Source organism: Amphibacillus sp. Q70 (genome assembly GCF_052055485.1).
Classification (GTDB): domain Bacteria; phylum Bacillota; class Bacilli; order Bacillales; family Amphibacillaceae; genus Amphibacillus.
In genome coordinates, this window is sequence record NZ_CP197171.1 from 1,141,486 (window position 1) to 1,159,785 (window position 18,300).

Sequence of the window (18,300 nt, forward strand, 5' to 3'; positions counted from 1 at the left end):
TAAGCCAATTAGGAGTTGACAGCAATGCGTAATTTATTCAAAAAATATGACCCAAGTTTTCATCTTTTTTATACTTATTTAATTGCTTTTATTTTACTAGGATTTACTTGGTTTCTGCAGTGGATTTTGGGTCTTATCATGTCAATATTACTGGGAATTGCCCTATATTACACGATTCGACAAGAACAAAAAGAGACAGTTGAACAAGAGCAATATATTAGGACTCTCTCCCATCGAGTTAGGAAAGTGGGTGAAGAAGCCTTATTAGAAATGCCAGTCGGTATTGTTCTTTATAGTGAAGATTTCAAAGTTGAATGGACAAACTCATATTTAAATCAATTCGCTGAAGAGAATACTTTGGTTGGTAAGTCTCTAGATATTTTCTCGGAGAAACTAAAAAAGGCAATTAAAGAAGATGATCATAGTGTCAGTTTTTATATGCAAACTCGCCATTTTCATGTAACGATCAAAAAAGAAGAACGATTATTATATTTTCTTGATCAAACAAAACAAGTTGAGATTCAAAATGATTATGATAATCATCAGTCCGTGATTGGAATTATTTTTCTAGATAATTATGATGAGATTACTCAAACGATGGATGATACGGCAAAAAGTCAAGTCAATTCTCGTGTCACTTCAATCTTGAATCAATGGTCACATCAATATGGAATTTATTTAAAACGAACCTCACAAGATCGGTTTCTAGCCGTTATGAACCAAAAGATTTTGGCTCAATTAGAACAAGCAAAATTTGAAATTCTTGATGAAGTTCGTGAGCTGGTCTCAGATAATAAAAACATCCCACTGACCATTAGCTTTGGAATTGGTTTAGGCGGTGATTCCTTACCCTTGATGGGGGAATGGGCCCAATCTAGTCTTGATTTGGCCTTGGGACGTGGTGGTGATCAAGTTGTTATCAAGAATGAAGAAGGAAAGGTACGATTTTTTGGTGGCAAAACTAATCCGATGGAAAAGCGAACGCGAGTTAGGGCTCGTGTGATTTCGGATGCTTTAAAGCAACTGATGCAAGAAAGTGAACAAATATTTATTATGGGGCATAAATCACCAGACATGGACTCGATTGGAGCAGCCATTGGTGTTCTCAAAATAGCATTAATGAACGATGTAGATGCCTTTATCGTTATTGATAAGAAGGATTTAGCTTTGGGGGTCGACCGCTTAGTAACAGAAATAAATCAGACAGAACTGAGCGAACATTTAATCACTCCAGAAACTGCACTTGAAATGGTAACGAAGTCCTCGTTGACTGTTGTTGTTGATACACATATGCCGTCACTTGTCGCTGAAGGAAAGCTCTTATCAAAAACGGAACATGTTGTTGTGGTTGATCATCATCGACGAGGGGAAGAATTTATTGATAATCCAACGTTAGTCTATATGGAACCCTATGCATCTTCGACGGCTGAATTAGTGACTGAGCTCATTGAGTATCAGTCGCCATCTCTTAAATTAAATCGCTTAGAAGCAACGGCTTTATTAGCGGGTATCGTTGTTGATACAAAAAGCTTTACCTTTCGGTCAGGATCGAGGACTTTTGATGCAGCTTCATATTTGCGTTCAAAGGGTGCCGATACAATTTTGGTCCAAAGCTTTTTAGAAGAAGACTTAGATACTTATATCATGCGAAGCCATTTAATTGAAAGAACGATTATTCACAAAGATAATATTGCTATTGCACGAGCGGATCCTGGTCAAGTCTTTGGAGCAGTAGCGATTGCACAAACTGCTGATACATTATTAACCATGAAGAATATCGATGCTTCTTTTGTTATTTCAGAACGTTCTGATGGTCGGGTTGGAATTAGTGCCCGTTCAATTGGAGATGTTAATGTTCAATTGATAATGGAACAAATGAATGGTGGCGGTCATTTAACCAATGCTGCTACACAATTAAGCGATATGTCAATTCAACAAGCTTATGAACAACTGATTGAAATTATTGATCAATCCATTGAGGGAGGAGACGAATAAATGAAAGTTATTTTTACAAAGGATGTTAAAGGCAAAGGAAAAAAAGGCGAAGTTAAAAATGTTTCTGAAGGCTATGCGCGCAACTATTTATTAAAAAATAACCTAGCCATTGAGGCGACACCAGGAAACTTAAAAGGGCTGGAAGCTAAAAAGAAAAAAGCACAGAGAAAAGAGCAAGAAGTTGTTGAAGAAGCAAAGCAATTAAAGGAAACATTTGCTAATCTTGAGGTTAAAGTAAAAACAAAAGCCGGTGATAATGGTCGTTTGTTCGGCTCAATTACCAGTAAGAATATAGCCGATGAGTTAGAAAAAAATCATCAGATAAAAATAGATAAAAGAAAAATTGAGTTAAAACAACCAATTCGCTCATTAGGTTATACAAACATTCCAGTGAAATTACATCCAGAAGTTACAGGGGAAATAAAAGTACATGTTGTAGAGGCTTAATGAGGAGGAGGGTTTTAAACCCTCTTCTTTTATACGATTAAGGAGAATAAGGTCTTACCGTTGATCGTATAAGAAAAAAAGCTTTCATTAGGGGTAAAAGCAAGTCTTTTAAATAGTAGGAGAAGGAGGAGCCTTTTATGAGTGATGTGTGGGAAGAACAGCGAACACCTCCTCACAATATTGAAGCTGAGCAAGCGGTTATAGGGGCTATTTTTCTTGAACCTGATGCGATGTCAACAGCGTCTGAATATCTACAATCACAAGACTTCTATCGGGCAGCACATCAGCGAATTTTCCAAGTGATGATGCAATTAACCGATCAGGGAGAGCCGATTGATTTAGTTACTGTTTCAACGGCTTTGGCAGATGCTAAGTTATTGGAGGAGATTGGCGGGGTATCTTACTTAACAGAATTAGCTAATGCAGTACCAACCGCAGCAAATATTGGTTATTATACAAAGATTGTTGAAGAGAAGGCGATACTTCGCCGCTTAATTTCAACCGCAACGAATATTGTGACTGAGAGCTTTTCTAAAGAGGATGAAGTTGAAGAAGTCATTGGTAATGCTGAAAAGAATATTCTAGAAGTAAGTAACCGTCGGAATGCAGGAGCATTTAAAAATATTAAAGATGTTTTAATCGATGTCTATGATAATATTGAAAAATTACATCAGCACGATGGAGATGTGACAGGAATCCCAACAGGGTTTCGAGACCTTGATCAAATTACTTCTGGGTTTCAGCCCAATGATTTGATTATTGTAGCTGCTCGGCCTTCTGTTGGTAAAACAGCTTTTGCATTAAATATTGCCCAAAATGTCGCAACAAAAACAGATGAGAATGTTGCTGTTTTTAGTTTGGAGATGGGTGCAGATCAACTGGTCAATCGGATGCTGTGTGCAGAGGGGAATATTGACGCACAACGCTTAAGAACAGGGCACCTTGAAGCGGATGATTGGGGAAAATTAACGATGGCGATGGGGAGCTTGTCAAATGCAGGCATTTTTATTGATGACTCACCAGGTATACGCGTTAATGAAATTCGTTCAAAATGCCGTCGACTAAAGCAAGAACATGGTCTAAGTATGGTTTTTATTGATTACTTACAATTAATTCAAGGGAGTACGGCTAGCGCAAAAGAGAATCGTCAGCAAGAGGTATCAGAGATTTCCCGTTCCTTAAAAGCATTGGCTAGAGAATTGAATATCCCTGTTATTGCTTTATCACAGCTTTCTCGTGGCGTTGAATCTCGTCAAGATAAGCGACCGATGATGTCTGACTTGAGGGAATCTGGAAGTATTGAGCAAGATGCTGATATCGTAGGCTTCTTATATCGAGATGATTATTATGATAAAGAATCAGAAAAACAAAATATTATAGAAATTATCATTTCAAAGCAGCGGAATGGTCCAGTAGGGACTGTAGAGCTTGCCTTTGTTAAAGAGTATAATAAATTTGTTGATTTAGATCACCGTTACGATGATGCAGATGTACCCCCGGCTTAAGACTAAATCATTGTTTATGGAGGCTGTCATATCCAACTTCAGGGTATGGCAGCCTTATTACTTTTTGGTCGACTATTAAAGTTTCCCCCCCAAGCAAAGTATTTGTTGAATTATGTATAGTCACAGTCATTCTTCATATTAAAAGTTCATTTTGTCATACTTTTATAATAACTCAACTTTCGTATTTGAATTTTCAGTTTCAAGCAAGATAACTTAAGAGTAGACCTCCTATTAAGTATAAACGTTGACTTTATAAGGAGATTTTCAATTGATAACCTTATACTTTCGTTTTAGAAGCATAGATAAGCTATGTTCCGCTTTCTATAGGCGTGGAGATGTACAGGACGTAGGTTATGAAGACGTTGGAATTGAGGCTAAGAATAAGAAAACTACTTATTCTTACGGTGTCTCTCTTCTTAGGGGGTGACTCCAGCGGAAATAAGACAAGTAAAGCTTCGTCAGCGAAACATCGCACGAAGAAAATCGCCTTTTATTTTCGAGGATGAGTTGAAGATCCACTTTTGTAGCGTATTAGGCTACAAAAGTTAGCTGAAGGCAGGTTAAGTTCGCCACGTCCTGTGGCAGAGCTTTTGATGGGACGAGTAACCGCAGTCCCAACACCTGCATGATCTACGTCCTATAGACCTTCATCTCCGCGGAAAGCATCCACCTGTAGTGGAAAGCACCGAACTTCAATATTTGAATCTTAGCATGCTATTTATCATTATGAAATGGATTCACTTAATAGATTTTTTTAACCTGACAACAGTGCTGCGGTTACTCGTTCCACCGTAAAGATTTGTGATTACTCGCCCCATTGAACCCCGTTGTTGCCCCGAGTTTTCTAAATATTCCATCGGCAAAAGTCGAACAATAATTTATTGTTTCGTTTGAATGTTCGTAAAAATATTGACTTTTGATGTCTGGATTGGTAAACTGAACGTTGGAATAAGTTAATTATTCAGCTTTAGCTTGATCAATAGATTTATTATCTTTGTTAATTTTAGATATATCCTTATTTGTTTTAGGATATAGAAACTTAGCTAACAAGTGGGGTTAAGTTAACCCAAATATTCATGATTAAAGTATAAGAAAAACTAACGTATTCATGTCAGATACAAGGGAATGCTAGTTTTTCTAAAATAGAATGATGGAGGTACCAGTTATGTCATCAGTTGTAGTTGTTGGAACACAGTGGGGCGATGAAGGTAAAGGAAAGATTACCGATTATTTATCACAAAATGCGGAGGTTGTTGCCCGCTATCAAGGTGGGAATAATGCTGGCCATACGATTAAGTTTGACGAGGTTACTTATAAATTACACCTAATTCCTTCCGGTATTTTCTTTGAAGATAAAGTAAGTGTGTTAGGAAATGGAATGGTTATTGATCCAAAAGCAATTGTAGAGGAATTAGCATATTTGCATGATAAAAATGTCAATACCACAAACTTAAAAATTAGTAACCGAGCACATGTTATCTTGCCGTATCACTTAAAGTTGGATTTATTACAAGAAGAAGAAAAGGGTATCTATAAGATAGGAACAACGAAAAAGGGAATAGGCCCAGCTTATATGGATAAAGCAGCACGGGTAGGTATTCGGATCGTTGATCTATTAGATAAAGAAACCTTTCGGGAAAAATTAGAACAAAATTTGGCTGAAAAGAATCGCCTTTTTACAAAGGTTTATGAAGTAGATGAAATAAAAGTAGCAGATATTTTAGAAGAATATTATCAATATGGACAAGAAATCGCTAAATATGTTGTTGATACATCAGTTGTACTAAATGATGCTTTAGATCAAGGACGCCGTGTCTTATTTGAAGGGGCACAAGGTGTAATGCTTGATATTGATCAAGGAACATATCCATTTGTAACATCATCTAATCCAATTGCTGGAGGGGTAACGATTGGGTCTGGAGTAGGCCCATCAAAAATTAATCATGTGGTTGGTGTGTCTAAAGCCTATACAACACGTGTTGGTGATGGTCCATTTCCTACAGAGTTACATGATGAAGTAGGTGATCGGATTCGTAAGATTGGTAATGAATATGGGACGACAACAGGACGCCCCCGCCGAGTGGGTTGGTTTGATAGTGTCGTTGTTTCACATGCCCGTCGTGTCAGTGGGATTACGGATTTATCCTTGAATTCAATTGATGTTTTGACAGGAATCGAAACATTGAAAATTTGTGTCGCTTATAAATATAAAGGGAAAATTATTAAGGAATTTCCAGCTAGCTTAAAAGCGTTGGCTGAATGTGAACCTGTGTATGAAGAATTACCTGGTTGGACTGAGGATATTACTGGTGTCAAGAGTCTTGACGAATTACCAGCTAATGCGCGCCACTATTTAGAGCGTATTTCTCAACTAACACAAATACCTCTATCTATCTTTTCTGTCGGTCCTGACCGAACACAAACAAATGAAGTGCGAAACGTTTATCGGCTTAATTAACAAATCAAATAAAGCACGATCTAATGGTAAAGTTAACATTAGATCGTGTTTTTTTAGTCTATGCGTATGGTATTAGCTCCTGAAAAGTTAAGAAGAAACCTTTCTTTTAATTTAATCCATTTAATAGTCACCACAAAATGGAACCTATTATACGATTGTATTACATTATCGAATAAAGGGTTTAAAATAGAAGAAACTCTATGTTAATCTACCATAGATGATTAAAGTATCCATGCTAATTTGTTCAGGAGGATTTTACCATGCAAGGACGGACTAAGAACAGTTTAAATAGATTTAATCTATTACTAGCTAGTGGACTATTGTTGATACTAGTGTTAATTACCAGTTTAATTGTTTCCCAATCTCAAGTTGCTTATGCTAGCGGAGAAGATGAGGATGGTCTATTAACAATCCATCATGTTTATTTAGATGGTGAATATCTTGGACCTGTTGAAGATGAGTCGCTTGTTGAACAACACATTGTCGATCAAATAAAAGAAAAGAATCAGGCAGATGATACCTATACATATGGCTATGACCAAGAGCTTTTATTTGTTCCAGAACGTGTTTTTTCTACAGACATAAGTATCGATCAAGTGCTAGATAAACTTGATCAAGAGCTAGTCATTGATATCCAAGCAACAACTTTGCAACTCGGTGATAACACCTTAGGTCACTTTGTTTCAGAGGAAGAGGCTGAAGAAGCATTATTTGATTTTAAAAGCTTATATGTAGACGAAGAGATTTTAGAGCGTCTATCAGAGGAAGAGGATAAAGATAATGAGCTTGATATTGGAGAGTCTATAATAGTAGACGTTATGTTATCGGAAGAAGTTACACTTTCTAAATCAATTGTTTCAGAAGATGAGTTGTTAACAGTTAAAGAAGCGGTTAAGCTTTTAGAAAAAGGTACACTTGAGGATTTGATTCATGAAGTTTCACAAGGTGATACACTATATTCTGTCGCAGCAGAGTATGATCTAACTGAGGATAAGCTACTAGAATTAAATGAAGACTTAGATGCTGATGATATTTTACAATTAGAGCAAGAGCTTAATGTGACAGATTATGTTCCATTTGTGGACGTTATCGTTTATGAGGAAGAATTAGCAGAAGAAACGGTTAAATTTGAACAAAAAACGGAACAATCTGATGATCTTTACCGTGGCGAGACAGAGAAAAAACAAGAAGGTCAAGATGGAAAGAAAAAGGTTCATCGAGGCATTGAGAAGGTAAATGGTGAAACGGTTGATCGTGAAGTATTAGATGAGGAAGTACTTGAAGAAGTTCAAGATGAAATTACCATTGAAGGAACGAAAGTCATCCCTTCTAGAGGAGAAGGTGACTTTGATTGGCCGGCTTCTGGCGGTTATATTTCCAGTCCATACGGACCACGCTGGGGATCTTTTCATAAAGGCATTGACATTGCTGGTCCATCCAATCGAGATATTGTTGCTTCTGATAATGGAACAGTTGAGAAAGTCAGCAATGATGCAAACGGCTATGGAAATTATGTAGTGATCAATCATAATAATGGCTATAAAACATTATATGGTCATTTAGCAAGTACTTCAGTCAGCGTGGGCCAAACGGTCCCTCAAGGAACAAAAATTGGTGTGATGGGGACAACAGGTCGTTCAACAGGAATACATTTACACTTTGAAGTGATTAAAGAGGGTTCAAATATTGATCCAATGGATGTTTTAAATTAAACGTCATAAGTTAAATAACGGAAATAAAGTGAGCTAATCATAATTTAAAAAGAGTTCCATCATCAAAATTGATGATGGAACTTCTTTATTCGAAAAACTCTGTGTTATACTGTACGCAAGGAGAAGTATCACAATATAATAAAAGAGTAGGTGCAGCATATGAGTAAAAAACTATTGCTTACAGGCTTTGAACCTTTTTTAGATTTCTCCATTAATCCAACGAAGGAAATTGTAGAAGAATTGAATGGTACAACGATTGGAGCTTATACTGTCGCTTCTCATGTCCTATCTGTAGATTTTCATAAAGCAGGAAAACAGCTCTTGCAAGTCATAGATGAAACAAAACCGGATGCCATTATTTCACTCGGACTTGCTGGAGGGAGATTCAAGGTTAGTCCAGAACGAATTGCAATTAATGTGAACGATGGACCAAAGGATAATCAAGGGCATAAACCAGAGAATGAGGTAATTTGGGAGGATGGTACTGATGGATTGTTTTCTACATTGCCAATCAGCAAGATGGTTGAGCAATTGAAGAGACAGGGCCTGCCAGCGGAAGTTTCCAACACAGCAGGAACCTACCTGTGTAATCATGTGATGTATCAAGCATTATATTATACGAAGATCAATGAGATTGAGCTTCCAGCTGGCTTTATCCATATTCCAGCCTCGCATGAACTTGCAATTGAACATGGAAAAATGCCAAGTTGGAGTTATGATGATTTGAAAAAGGCAGTTATTGTTTGTATCAAAGCTTTATCGAGTTAGCCCTTACAGAATGAAGCATTGCTAAAATAAACAGTAACAAACAGTAAATTTGTGCATTAAAAGACATTTACCCAAAAGTACGTTAAACTATAGCAAGAGAACAATATTTTATTGGGAGGCTACAATAACATGAGTCAAAAAATATTAGTTGTAGATGATGAAAAACCAATTGCAGATATATTGAAGTTTAATTTAGAAAAAGAAGGTTATGAAGTTGTTTGTGCTTATGATGGTGATGAAGCCATTGAATTAACAAATCAAGAAAATCCAGATTTATTGCTACTAGATATTATGTTACCTAAACGTGACGGTAACGAAGTTTGTCGTGAGGTTAGAAAAACACATAACATGCCGATTATCATGTTAACTGCAAAAGATTCAGAAATAGATAAAGTATTAGGTCTAGAGCTAGGGGCTGATGATTATGTCACGAAGCCGTTCAGTAATCGAGAAGTGATCGCTCGTGTGAAAGCTAACTTAAGGCGCCGGCAACAGCCAATCGATCAATACAATACAAATAAAGATATTCAAATTGGAACACTGATCATTCATCCTGATGCTTATGCTGTAACAAAAGCTGGTAATCAAGTTGATTTAACACATCGTGAATTTGAATTACTTCATTATTTAGCTCGTCACTTGGGTCAAGTGATGACGCGTGAGCATTTATTAGAAACGGTCTGGGGCTATGATTACTATGGTGACGTAAGGACCGTTGATGTGACAGTAAGAAGACTTCGAGAAAAGATTGAAGATAGTCCGAGCAACCCAATCTGGATTATCACTCGACGAGGTGTAGGTTACTATTTACGTAATCCTGAACAGGAGTAAAAAGATGAAAAAGGCAAGGATATTCCAATCTATTCAATGGAAAATAACAATCATCATGATATTGCTTCTTTTACTGGCTATCCAAGTAATCGGTGCTTATTTTGCTCAGGGCTTGGAAACGGAATTAAAAGAAAGCTTTGAACAAAGCATTGAAGAACGCTTAGAGGTATTGAGCTACAACATAAGAGATGCCTTTTTAACAGATTATTCGGATGATAGTTCAGAGCGGTCTTTAGAACGAGATATCGCAAGTATATTGGCTTTATATGGACAAAGTGATACTTACACAAATCTACAAGTTGTGGATCGTCAATTTCGAATTGTTGGCACAAATAATCAAGAGGATATGGGTAAGCTCGTAACTGGTAACAGCAGCGTTCGACCAGCGATTATTTCAGGAACTCCCTTGCGATCTATTCAGCGTGATGGGGTAACCGGTGAACGACATTTGATTAGAATCTATCCCTTGTCAAATAATGAAGATGAGCCCATTGGAGCGATTTATTTAGAAGCGTCAATGGAAGGAATTTATCAACAGCTTTCTAGTATTAATACGATTTTTTTTAATGGTACTTTGATTGCTATTGTTGTTTCTGCCGTTGTAGGTATCTTAGTTGCTCGTTCAATTACGAAGCCAATTAGTGAAATGCGAGAGCAGGCTCGTGTACTAGCAGAAGGGGACTTTTCCCAAAAGGTGAATGTTTATGGAACGGATGAAATTGGTCAATTAGCGAATACATTTAATGAAATGAAAGAGAACATAAAAATAGCCAATCATACGACAGAGGAAGAACGGCGCAAATTAAGTTTGGTGTTATCAAATATGTCAGATGGGGTTATTTCAACCAATGAAGCGGGTCAAATTACCTTAATGAATGATCCAGCAGCTATTTTGATTGGACAATCCTTCGAACAAGTACGGTACAAATCCATCTTTGAGGTGCTTCATCTAGATGAGCAAACGATAAACTTTGTTGAGATGCAAGATTCCAGTTCGATAACAGTTGATTTTAGTGATGCTGATCATTTCCTTTTGCTGAAAGCTAATTTTACCGCTGTACATGATGAAGTCGGTCGTTTTTCGGGTTTAATTACCGTTTTAAGTGATGTGACTGAATTGGAAAAAGTTGAACGTGAGCGGCGAGAATTTGTCTCTAACGTCTCCCATGAATTAAGGACACCACTGACAACGATGCGTAGCTATTTAGAAGCATTAACAGATGGAGCTTGGGAAAATAAAGAGATTGCCCCACAATTTCTTGAGGTTACTCAAAATGAAACAGATCGAATGATTCGTCTCGTCAATGATCTATTGCAATTATCTAAAATGGATCATAAAGATCAGGAAATAGTTAAAGAACGAGTAAACGTTGTGCCTTTTTTCCATCATGTTCTTGACCGATTTGAAATGAATAAAGATGAATCGATTAAAATAGAACGCAGTATTCCGAGAGAAAGTATTTTCCTCTGGATGGATAAAGATAAAATTATTCAAGTTGTTGATAATATTATGTCTAATGCTTTAAAATACTCACCTAAACATGATTCTATTCGCTTTAAGCTAACAAAGGAGCGTAATCGAATTAAGATAATGATTGCTGATCATGGACCGGGTATTCCGCGAGAAAAGCTCGATAAAATTTTTGACCGATTCTATCGGGCAGATGCCGCTCGTTCAAGAAAGCGAGGCGGTACAGGTTTAGGTCTTGCGATTGCAAAAGAGATCATTATCAATCATCAAGGACAAATTTGGGCAGAGAGCAGTGAGGGACAAGGGACAAAAGTTTATTTCTCCTTACCCTTAATTAGCCGAAAGCAGGGGGATTAACTGTGAAAGGTGAACAATTAAAATCAATTTTACTCATCTTATTAGTTATTTCTAGTTTACTTTTAACTTTAGCAATTTGGAATCATCAACCTGATTTTGAGATGTCAGGAGATGAAGAAAACCTGGTTGATCCACACATTGAAGAAGGACACCGATTAACGCGGAATGAGGTACTAAAACCGATCTATATCATTTATCATAATCAAAATAATGAAAAGCCAGTTAGTTTAAGTGATAAAACAGAAGAACAGGATGTTTTCACAAGTATTCTTGATTATTCATTGTATAATTTTTCTGCTTTTAATTTAAATGAAGAGTGGTTGGAGGATGAGGTTGAGGATCGCGCAGAGGTTGTTTTTTCTACAGAGCTTCCTTCTGAAACGATCTATGATTTATTTTCTGTCGACCAAGACATATCTATTCCAGAACTGATGTTCAATCGAATTGAGATTATTTTTGATCAAAAAGGTGATTATCATCTTATTTTTCGTAATGATCATGAAAGTCAAGTGATTGGAGCCAGTCTGCAAGATTATCCCCGTGAGGTAGAGCGATTGAAAGGATTCTTTGATAGCGAAGATTTTATTAGCTATGAAGTCTATGAAAGTAGTCGGGGAACAGATATGTATTTGCCAAATGAAATTGATCCGAATATTTTATTATTTTCTTATACTGATATTCCGGTTGATCCATTTAAAAATTTCCTGTTTAGTACTCCGTCTATTGTCCGAAGTGCACGCACATTTGATGGAAATACAGTTTTTATTGATGGGACAAGAGAACTGACCCTTGAATCAGATCAGATTTCATTTACAAATCAGACAAACGAACATCAGGTTTCAGATCAAGAGTTGTCCTATTATGAGCTTTTTGATCAAGTTCATAATTTTATTAATACACATAATGGCTTTACTTTTGAACAACCTTTTCACTATTTTTTATCTCATTTAGAGAATACGACAAGAATAAATAAGGTTGAATTCACCCTATCTTACCAAGGTATACCGATTTTTTCTGATCAGAATATTTCTAATATTTCTGTTGCTTGGCATAATCAAGAGGTTTATCAATATAATCATCCATTGGTTACATTAGTCGAGCAACGAGGGGTTAATAGTGAATCAGCTAATTTACCGGATGCTGATACTGTGATTGAGATTTTAAATAGTGAAAATTATCAAAGAAGTGCAATTTACGATGTCATGGTGGGTTATCGAATTAGAGAACAGATAAGTGGTCAAGGACAAGTTTATGAGTTGATTCCAACGTGGTATGTAAAAGGTATTAATGGCTGGAATCCATTAACTATTCCACCAGAGGAAACAGGGGGAGATAATAGTGCATTGGGGACAAATTAAAACTGTTTTTATTATTTGTTTCTTAGTCTTAAATATTTTTCTCGTTAAGCAGCTATTAGATCGCCAAGAAGAGGACATAACCTTTATATCCGAAACTTCTCGGGAAGAAGAGTTGGAGTTCAATATTAACGGCCTAGGCAACTTATCGGATGAAAGTTTTACAGCACCGCTTATTTCTGCCCAAAATTATAATTACAATGAAGAAGCGGAAGCTGGATTAGAGGAATTATCGGACCAACAAATGGCCGTTGTTGATAATCATTATTTATTTGCACGTTTTAATGAACCTATTTCTTTTGATTTTCGGGATCCGGAGAGTGATCTAGGGGAGTATGTCTTTAATGGCAACAGCTATAGTTATTGGGGAAGGATTGAGTCGGCTGGAGTGCTGGTTTTTTTCCAACGGCTCACATTTCCAGTCTTCTATAATCAGAATGCCATTCTTTTGATTCAACTAAATGCTGATGGTGATATGACCCAATATGCTCAAACACGTTTAAGTACAGTGGGTGACCCAGGTGAGGAACGTTCAGTCATTCAGCAATATGACGCTGTTTACCGTCTCTACCACCACTCAAATGTACTAGATCCGGGTGACACTATTTCTAATGTTACTTTAGGCTATCATAACCTTGTTTCATTACCGAATGGTGAGCAATTATTAAATCCAACCTGGGATATTCAAGTAAATAATAGTGAACATCACTTTATTAATGCAATTGAAGGACATAATTATCCACAAAATGATTCCTTCATGCAAGAAAATATTTCAGATTTGATAGAACGACTAGAACAATCAAATAGTGATAATACCGTATTTTATCATTTAGAAGATGAAGATGATGCAGATGACTTAATTTCAACGATAAGACAAGCTTTGATGGGCGTTTATAACAACATAGTTGAGGTGGAATTAGAATGACATTTCAGTTTTCAGTACTTGCCTCAGGAAGTACAGGCAATGCTTTTTATATCGGAACAGAAAAAGAGAAAATCTTAGTTGATGCTGGGTTGAGTGGCAAACAACTTGATCGCCTATTTAATGAAGTGGGTTTGAATCCACGAGAATTATCAAGAATTTTAGTCACTCATGAACATAGCGATCATATTAAAGGCCTTGGTATTATAGCACGTAAATATGATTTACCGATTTATGCCAATGAGAAAACATGGCAGGCGATGGATAACTCAATTGGAAAGCTGTCACTTGAGCAAAAATTCACTTTTGAAATAGAGCAAGTTAAGACTTTTGGTGACATAGATGTTGAGTCATTTGGTGTTTCACATGATGCAGCGGAACCCATGTTTTATACTTTTCATCATGCAGGTAAAAAAGTAGCACTTGTCACCGATCTCGGTTATGTTTCGGAACGGATTAAGAAAACGGTCGAGGATGCAAATGCGTTAATTTTTGAAGCCAATCATGATGTCTCAATGCTCCAAATGGGGCGTTATCCATGGAATGTAAAACGACGGATTTTGGGTGACTACGGTCATGTTTCAAATGATGACTGTGCACTTGCTTTGGAGGATATTATTGGTGACCAAACGAAACGAATCTATTTAGCTCATTTAAGTAAAGACAATAACATGAAGGAACTTGCTCGGATGTCCGTTGAAAATCATCTGAAAACAGCTGATTTCCCTATTGATTATCAGTTAACGATACATGATACAGACCCGCAAACACCAACATCACTTTACCAAGTTGTTTAAAGTTCTATCTATTGTGGTAAACTGATCACAATGGTAAAAAGGGGATGATCTAAAATCGTATACTTTGATGATGGAAAACAGAAAAGAAAACGAGGTATTTACCGCCGGCGTAGACCGAACGGGTTATTATATTTGATCATTGGCATTGTATTGGGTGCATTTTTGTTTACGGTAGCTCTACCAAAAATGATTGAAATGGATTGGTTACCTTACAAGTTTTATCTTATTTCTGAGGATAATTTATTTATGGGTGAAGATTCAGAAGCAAACCAAGAGGAACAGTTTCAAATCTTCGACTCGATTCGACCGGTTAGCGTTGATATTGCAACACAAGTAACAACGATTGTTGAAGATGTCATGCCTGCTGTTGTTGGTGTTGAGAATATTCAAACAGAGAATTTTAATTTTTGGGAACAGGCGATTTATGATGGTGGAACAGGGTCAGGCGTAATTTATCGGCAACAAGATGATCGTGCTTATATCGTTACCAATCATCATGTTATTGAGGACGCAGATCAAATAGAAGTCATACTAGCAGATGGGTCAAGAGAAATGGCAGAATTAAAAGGAACAGATCTTTTTACTGATCTAGCTGTTTTAGAAATTGATGGATCGAATGTAAATACTGTTATGGAACTTGGTGATTCTGAGTTAACTAAAGTTGGTGAACCAGTTATTGCAATTGGAAATCCACTTGGACTAGATTTATCGGGTTCGGTTACCCAAGGTATTATTAGCGGTACCCAACGCTCCATTCCACAGGATTTTAGTGGCGATGGGCTAGCCGATTGGCAAGCTGAAGTCATTCAAACAGATGCTGCCATTAACCCAGGTAATAGTGGTGGTGCACTAATCAATATGTCTGGTCTATTAATTGGAATCAATTCGATGAAGATTGCTCAATCAGCAGTAGAAGGTATTGGTTTTGCGATTCCAATTAATGAAGCCATTCCTGTTATTCAAGAGTTGGAAACAACCGGAGAAATGACACGAGCCTTCTTAGGTGTAGAGGCGTATTCATTAGTTGATGTGCCTCAAACTGAGTGGCAGAGAAATCTTAATCTGCCAAGTGAAGTGACAGGCGGCATTTATATTCAATCCGTTGAGCCATTCTCACCAGCTGACTATGCTGGATTAGAGCCATATGATGTTATTGTTGAATTAGACGGAGAGGCGGTTCATACGATTGTTGATTTAAGAAAGCATCTCTACCAAGGTAAAAATCCTGATGATGAGATGGTTGTCAGCTTTTATCGAGGAGGAGAAAAACAACAAGTGACTGTGGAGTTATCCACACAATGAATCCCAAAATAGTAGTAATAATCAAAAGAGACTGAGGAAAACATTGATTTTCTCAAGTCTTTTTTTATGTTTAATCTTTTTTATGTGTATAAGCTCAATAGTTATTCACAACCTGTGTATAAGCTTGTGTGTAACTTTCAATATATAGTATAGAACGAATATTCCCACACTAAATGGCTTAGAGAAAATGAAAAAATTAGCCTATTTTTGTGGAAAAACTGTGGTTATCTTGTTGAAAGGCAGTGGGTAATGATGATAAACAAATATTGTGGATGAAAATGTGGATAATGATTTGTATTTTCGAGGAAAGTAGAACATACCTTATCTGTGTTTGTTTTTTTAATTTCCGATAGAAGACTCTCATTTCAAAGTTCGTTAGAAATTAAGTAGTGAGTAGTTCAAATCCATATAATGTTCGTTCGTATTTAGCTAAAACTTTTTTGTCCCACCTTAATAAATCCCCAAGCGATCGTATGACGGTCACTTGGGGATGATGATTACTTAGCAAGAATGATATCAATTTGATCAAGTTCAGCTTGAGAAAAGTCTAACTTCGCTAAAGTTGAAACGTTATCTTCGATCTGGCTTACTCGACTAGCGCCAATCAACGCTGAAGTAACAACTTCTTGACGTAAAACCCAAGCAAGTGCCATTTGAGCTAATGATTGACCACGCTCTTTTGCTAATTCATTTAATTCAACAACCTTAACTAGTTTTTCTTCAGAAATGTCTTCCCTTTTTAAAAACGGAATGTGAGCTTTAGCAGCACGAGAATCTTCTGGAATCCCTTTTAAGTACTTATTTGTTAATAGTCCTTGGGCTAGTGGAACATAAGCAATTGCACCAGCTCCTGCTTCACTAAGAACGCTTGTTAAGCCATCTTCAATCCAACGATCAAACATTGAATAAGAAGGCTGATGAATAATAAAAGGTGTTTTTTGTTCTTTTAAAATCTTAACAGCTTCCTTGGTTTGTTCAGCATTATAATTTGAAAGTCCAACATATAATGCTTTACCTTGTCGGACAATGAGATCAAGAGTCGCCATCGTTTCTTCAATAGGAGTCTCAGGGTCTGGTCGATGGTGATAGAAGATATCAACATAGTTAAGATCCATTCGTTTTAAACTCTGGTCTAAACTGGAGACTAAATACTTTTTTGAACCCCAATCCCCATAAGGACCTTCCCACATATAAAAACCAGCTTTAGTAGAAATAATTAATTGATCTAGATATGAAGAAAGATCCTTTTTTAAAATCTTTCCGAAATTTTCTTCAGCAGATCCAGCTGGCGGACCATAATTATTAGCTAAGTCAAAGTGAGTAATGCCTAAATCAAATGCTCGAGTGATCATCGCTCGTTGATTGGAGAATAAATCGGACTCGCCAAAATTATTCCACAGTCCAAGTGATATAGCTGGTAGCTTAAGCCCAGACTGACCAACACGATTATAAATCATATTCTTATAGCGATCTTTTGCAGGTTGATAATTCAATTGAATGCCTCCTTCAAATAGTCTGGTTTACTTAATATTAATATTCAACATTGAGCAAGATAAATCCTTTGTTCTATGCAAACAAAATATAAGTTCATGAAAAGCTTTAGTGATTAATTCAAAATAAAAAAGGATTTACTCCCAAATCGGATTGCATCCAGATTTCCTGTATGTTAGAGAAAACAAGGCAAACCGATTACAGACTGGAGTACGCCAGGGTGTTAACAGAAGCCCCTTATTTCAGCAGAGAATTTTTGAGTAAAAACGATAAAATATTCAATGCGATTTAGAAAATAGTGAATAGAACAATAGAAAAGACGAGGGATTGAAAGGGTCTTGATTATCCGTCGTCTTTTTATTAGATGTGCAATATTTCAGCTAAGGTTATCCCTTTTTATTTCTATAATAATATTCGCTCGTATTAAGAATTCAATCTTTTGCTTTGTTTCAGCTTCACGTCTGTTGAACAAGTTCAAGAATGATTAATAGCCGACTTGAACGGCAGCATTGACAATATACATTAAATCATTTGTGTCATCTTGCTCGCGAAGTATAATTCCACTAGTGGTTGCTAAACCACCATCGACAATCTCAAGCGTTACTTCACCATAAGGAATTTCAGCTTTAACCTGGTCTTGATCAAGCAAGGTTTGATCAGCAGGTATCGCTAAAACAATATTTACTTTCATCCGATCCAATGATTCACCAGGTAAATACGCATTTAATCCAGGCATTGAATTCGAATGGATCGCATTTTTGACCGCTCGTTTAGCTGCCTTTGTAATGTCCTGTCCGTGTGTATCTATACCTACACCCGTTTGAATAAAGATAATTTTCTCCACGCTAATGTCCTCCCTAAAATAAATAATTTCTTGTCGATATTTCCC

General features: G+C 36.7%; 14 protein-coding genes. 12 read left to right on the forward strand and 2 right to left on the reverse strand.

Translation table 11 applies throughout. The features are described 5' to 3' along the window. The first annotated feature begins 24 nt into the window (after positions 1–24). The 12 genes from ACS127_RS05330 (at position 25) to ACS127_RS05385 (ending at position 15,920) form a co-directional block, all read left to right on the forward strand. Positions 25–1,995, forward strand: coding sequence for a DHH family phosphoesterase (locus ACS127_RS05330; protein WP_440897395.1), 1,971 nt, complete (start codon positions 25–27; stop codon positions 1,993–1,995). Beyond that, a complete protein-coding gene (gene rplI / locus ACS127_RS05335) occupies positions 1,996–2,442 on the forward strand; it encodes a 50S ribosomal protein L9 (protein ID WP_440897396.1) in 447 nt (148 codons plus the stop codon). It begins immediately after the preceding gene. Positions 2,443–2,579: 137 nt separating this feature from the next. Next, on the forward strand, positions 2,580–3,947 hold the full coding sequence (gene dnaB / locus ACS127_RS05340) for a replicative DNA helicase (protein ID WP_440897397.1): 1,368 nt from the start codon (positions 2,580–2,582) through the stop codon (positions 3,945–3,947). A 1,165-nt stretch (positions 3,948–5,112) separates the two neighbouring features. Further along, positions 5,113–6,405: an adenylosuccinate synthase gene (locus ACS127_RS05345; protein WP_440897398.1), complete on the forward strand. Its 1,293-nt coding sequence runs from the start codon at positions 5,113–5,115 to the stop codon at positions 6,403–6,405. A 260-nt stretch (positions 6,406–6,665) separates the two neighbouring features. Then, positions 6,666–8,117 (forward strand): peptidoglycan DD-metalloendopeptidase family protein, encoded by a 1,452-nt coding sequence (locus ACS127_RS05350; RefSeq protein WP_440897399.1) that lies wholly within the window; start codon positions 6,666–6,668, stop codon positions 8,115–8,117. A gap of 159 nt (positions 8,118–8,276) precedes the next feature. Further along, a complete protein-coding gene (locus tag ACS127_RS05355) occupies positions 8,277–8,885 on the forward strand; it encodes a pyroglutamyl-peptidase I (protein WP_440897400.1) in 609 nt (202 codons plus the stop codon). 129 nt (positions 8,886–9,014) lie between these two features. Further along, the gene (yycF, locus tag ACS127_RS05360; RefSeq protein ID WP_440897401.1) at positions 9,015–9,716 is read left to right on the forward strand and encodes a response regulator YycF; all 702 of its coding nucleotides are present in this window, start codon (positions 9,015–9,017) and stop codon (positions 9,714–9,716) included. Between the two features lie 4 nt (positions 9,717–9,720). Next, the gene (gene walK, locus ACS127_RS05365; protein ID WP_440897402.1) at positions 9,721–11,544 is read left to right on the forward strand and encodes a cell wall metabolism sensor histidine kinase WalK; all 1,824 of its coding nucleotides are present in this window, start codon (positions 9,721–9,723) and stop codon (positions 11,542–11,544) included. A gap of 2 nt (positions 11,545–11,546) precedes the next feature. After that, complete coding sequence (locus tag ACS127_RS05370) at positions 11,547–12,902, forward strand: YycH family regulatory protein (RefSeq protein ID WP_440897403.1); 1,356 nt, start codon at positions 11,547–11,549, stop codon at positions 12,900–12,902. Continuing rightward, entirely contained in the window at positions 12,883–13,824 is a 942-nt protein-coding gene (locus ACS127_RS05375) for a two-component system regulatory protein YycI (protein ID WP_440897404.1), read from the forward strand. The genes ACS127_RS05370 and ACS127_RS05375 overlap by 20 nt, the downstream gene beginning before the upstream one ends. Continuing rightward, positions 13,821–14,618 (forward strand): MBL fold metallo-hydrolase, encoded by a 798-nt coding sequence (locus tag ACS127_RS05380; protein ID WP_440897405.1) that lies wholly within the window; start codon positions 13,821–13,823, stop codon positions 14,616–14,618. Before ACS127_RS05375 ends, ACS127_RS05380 begins: the two co-directional genes overlap by 4 nt. 54 nt (positions 14,619–14,672) lie before the next feature. Beyond that, on the forward strand, positions 14,673–15,920 hold the full coding sequence (locus ACS127_RS05385; protein ID WP_440898084.1) for a S1C family serine protease: 1,248 nt from the start codon (positions 14,673–14,675) through the stop codon (positions 15,918–15,920). A 497-nt stretch (positions 15,921–16,417) separates the two neighbouring features. On the opposite strand, the gene ACS127_RS05390 is transcribed toward ACS127_RS05385, so the two are convergent. Beyond that, positions 16,418–17,413 carry an aldo/keto reductase gene (locus ACS127_RS05390; protein ID WP_440897406.1) on the reverse strand — a complete coding sequence of 332 codons (996 nt, stop codon included), beginning with the start codon at positions 17,411–17,413 and terminating at the stop codon, positions 16,418–16,420. 482 nt (positions 17,414–17,895) lie between these two features. After that, positions 17,896–18,255 (reverse strand): Lin0512 family protein, encoded by a 360-nt coding sequence (locus tag ACS127_RS05395; protein ID WP_440897407.1) that lies wholly within the window; start codon positions 18,253–18,255, stop codon positions 17,896–17,898. Positions 18,256–18,300 lie beyond the last annotated feature (45 nt).

Coding starts and splice junctions, on each gene's coding strand:
- ACS127_RS05330 (WP_440897395.1), top strand. CDS start 25: ATGCGTAATTTATTCAAAAAATATGACCCAAGTTTTCATCTTTTTTAT.
- rplI (WP_440897396.1), top strand. CDS start 1,996: ATGAAAGTTATTTTTACAAAGGATGTTAAAGGCAAAGGAAAAAAAGGC.
- dnaB (WP_440897397.1), top strand. CDS start 2,580: ATGAGTGATGTGTGGGAAGAACAGCGAACACCTCCTCACAATATTGAA.
- ACS127_RS05345 (WP_440897398.1), top strand. CDS start 5,113: ATGTCATCAGTTGTAGTTGTTGGAACACAGTGGGGCGATGAAGGTAAA.
- ACS127_RS05350 (WP_440897399.1), top strand. CDS start 6,666: ATGCAAGGACGGACTAAGAACAGTTTAAATAGATTTAATCTATTACTA.
- ACS127_RS05355 (WP_440897400.1), top strand. CDS start 8,277: ATGAGTAAAAAACTATTGCTTACAGGCTTTGAACCTTTTTTAGATTTC.
- yycF (WP_440897401.1), top strand. CDS start 9,015: ATGAGTCAAAAAATATTAGTTGTAGATGATGAAAAACCAATTGCAGAT.
- walK (WP_440897402.1), top strand. CDS start 9,721: ATGAAAAAGGCAAGGATATTCCAATCTATTCAATGGAAAATAACAATC.
- ACS127_RS05380 (WP_440897405.1), top strand. CDS start 13,821: ATGACATTTCAGTTTTCAGTACTTGCCTCAGGAAGTACAGGCAATGCT.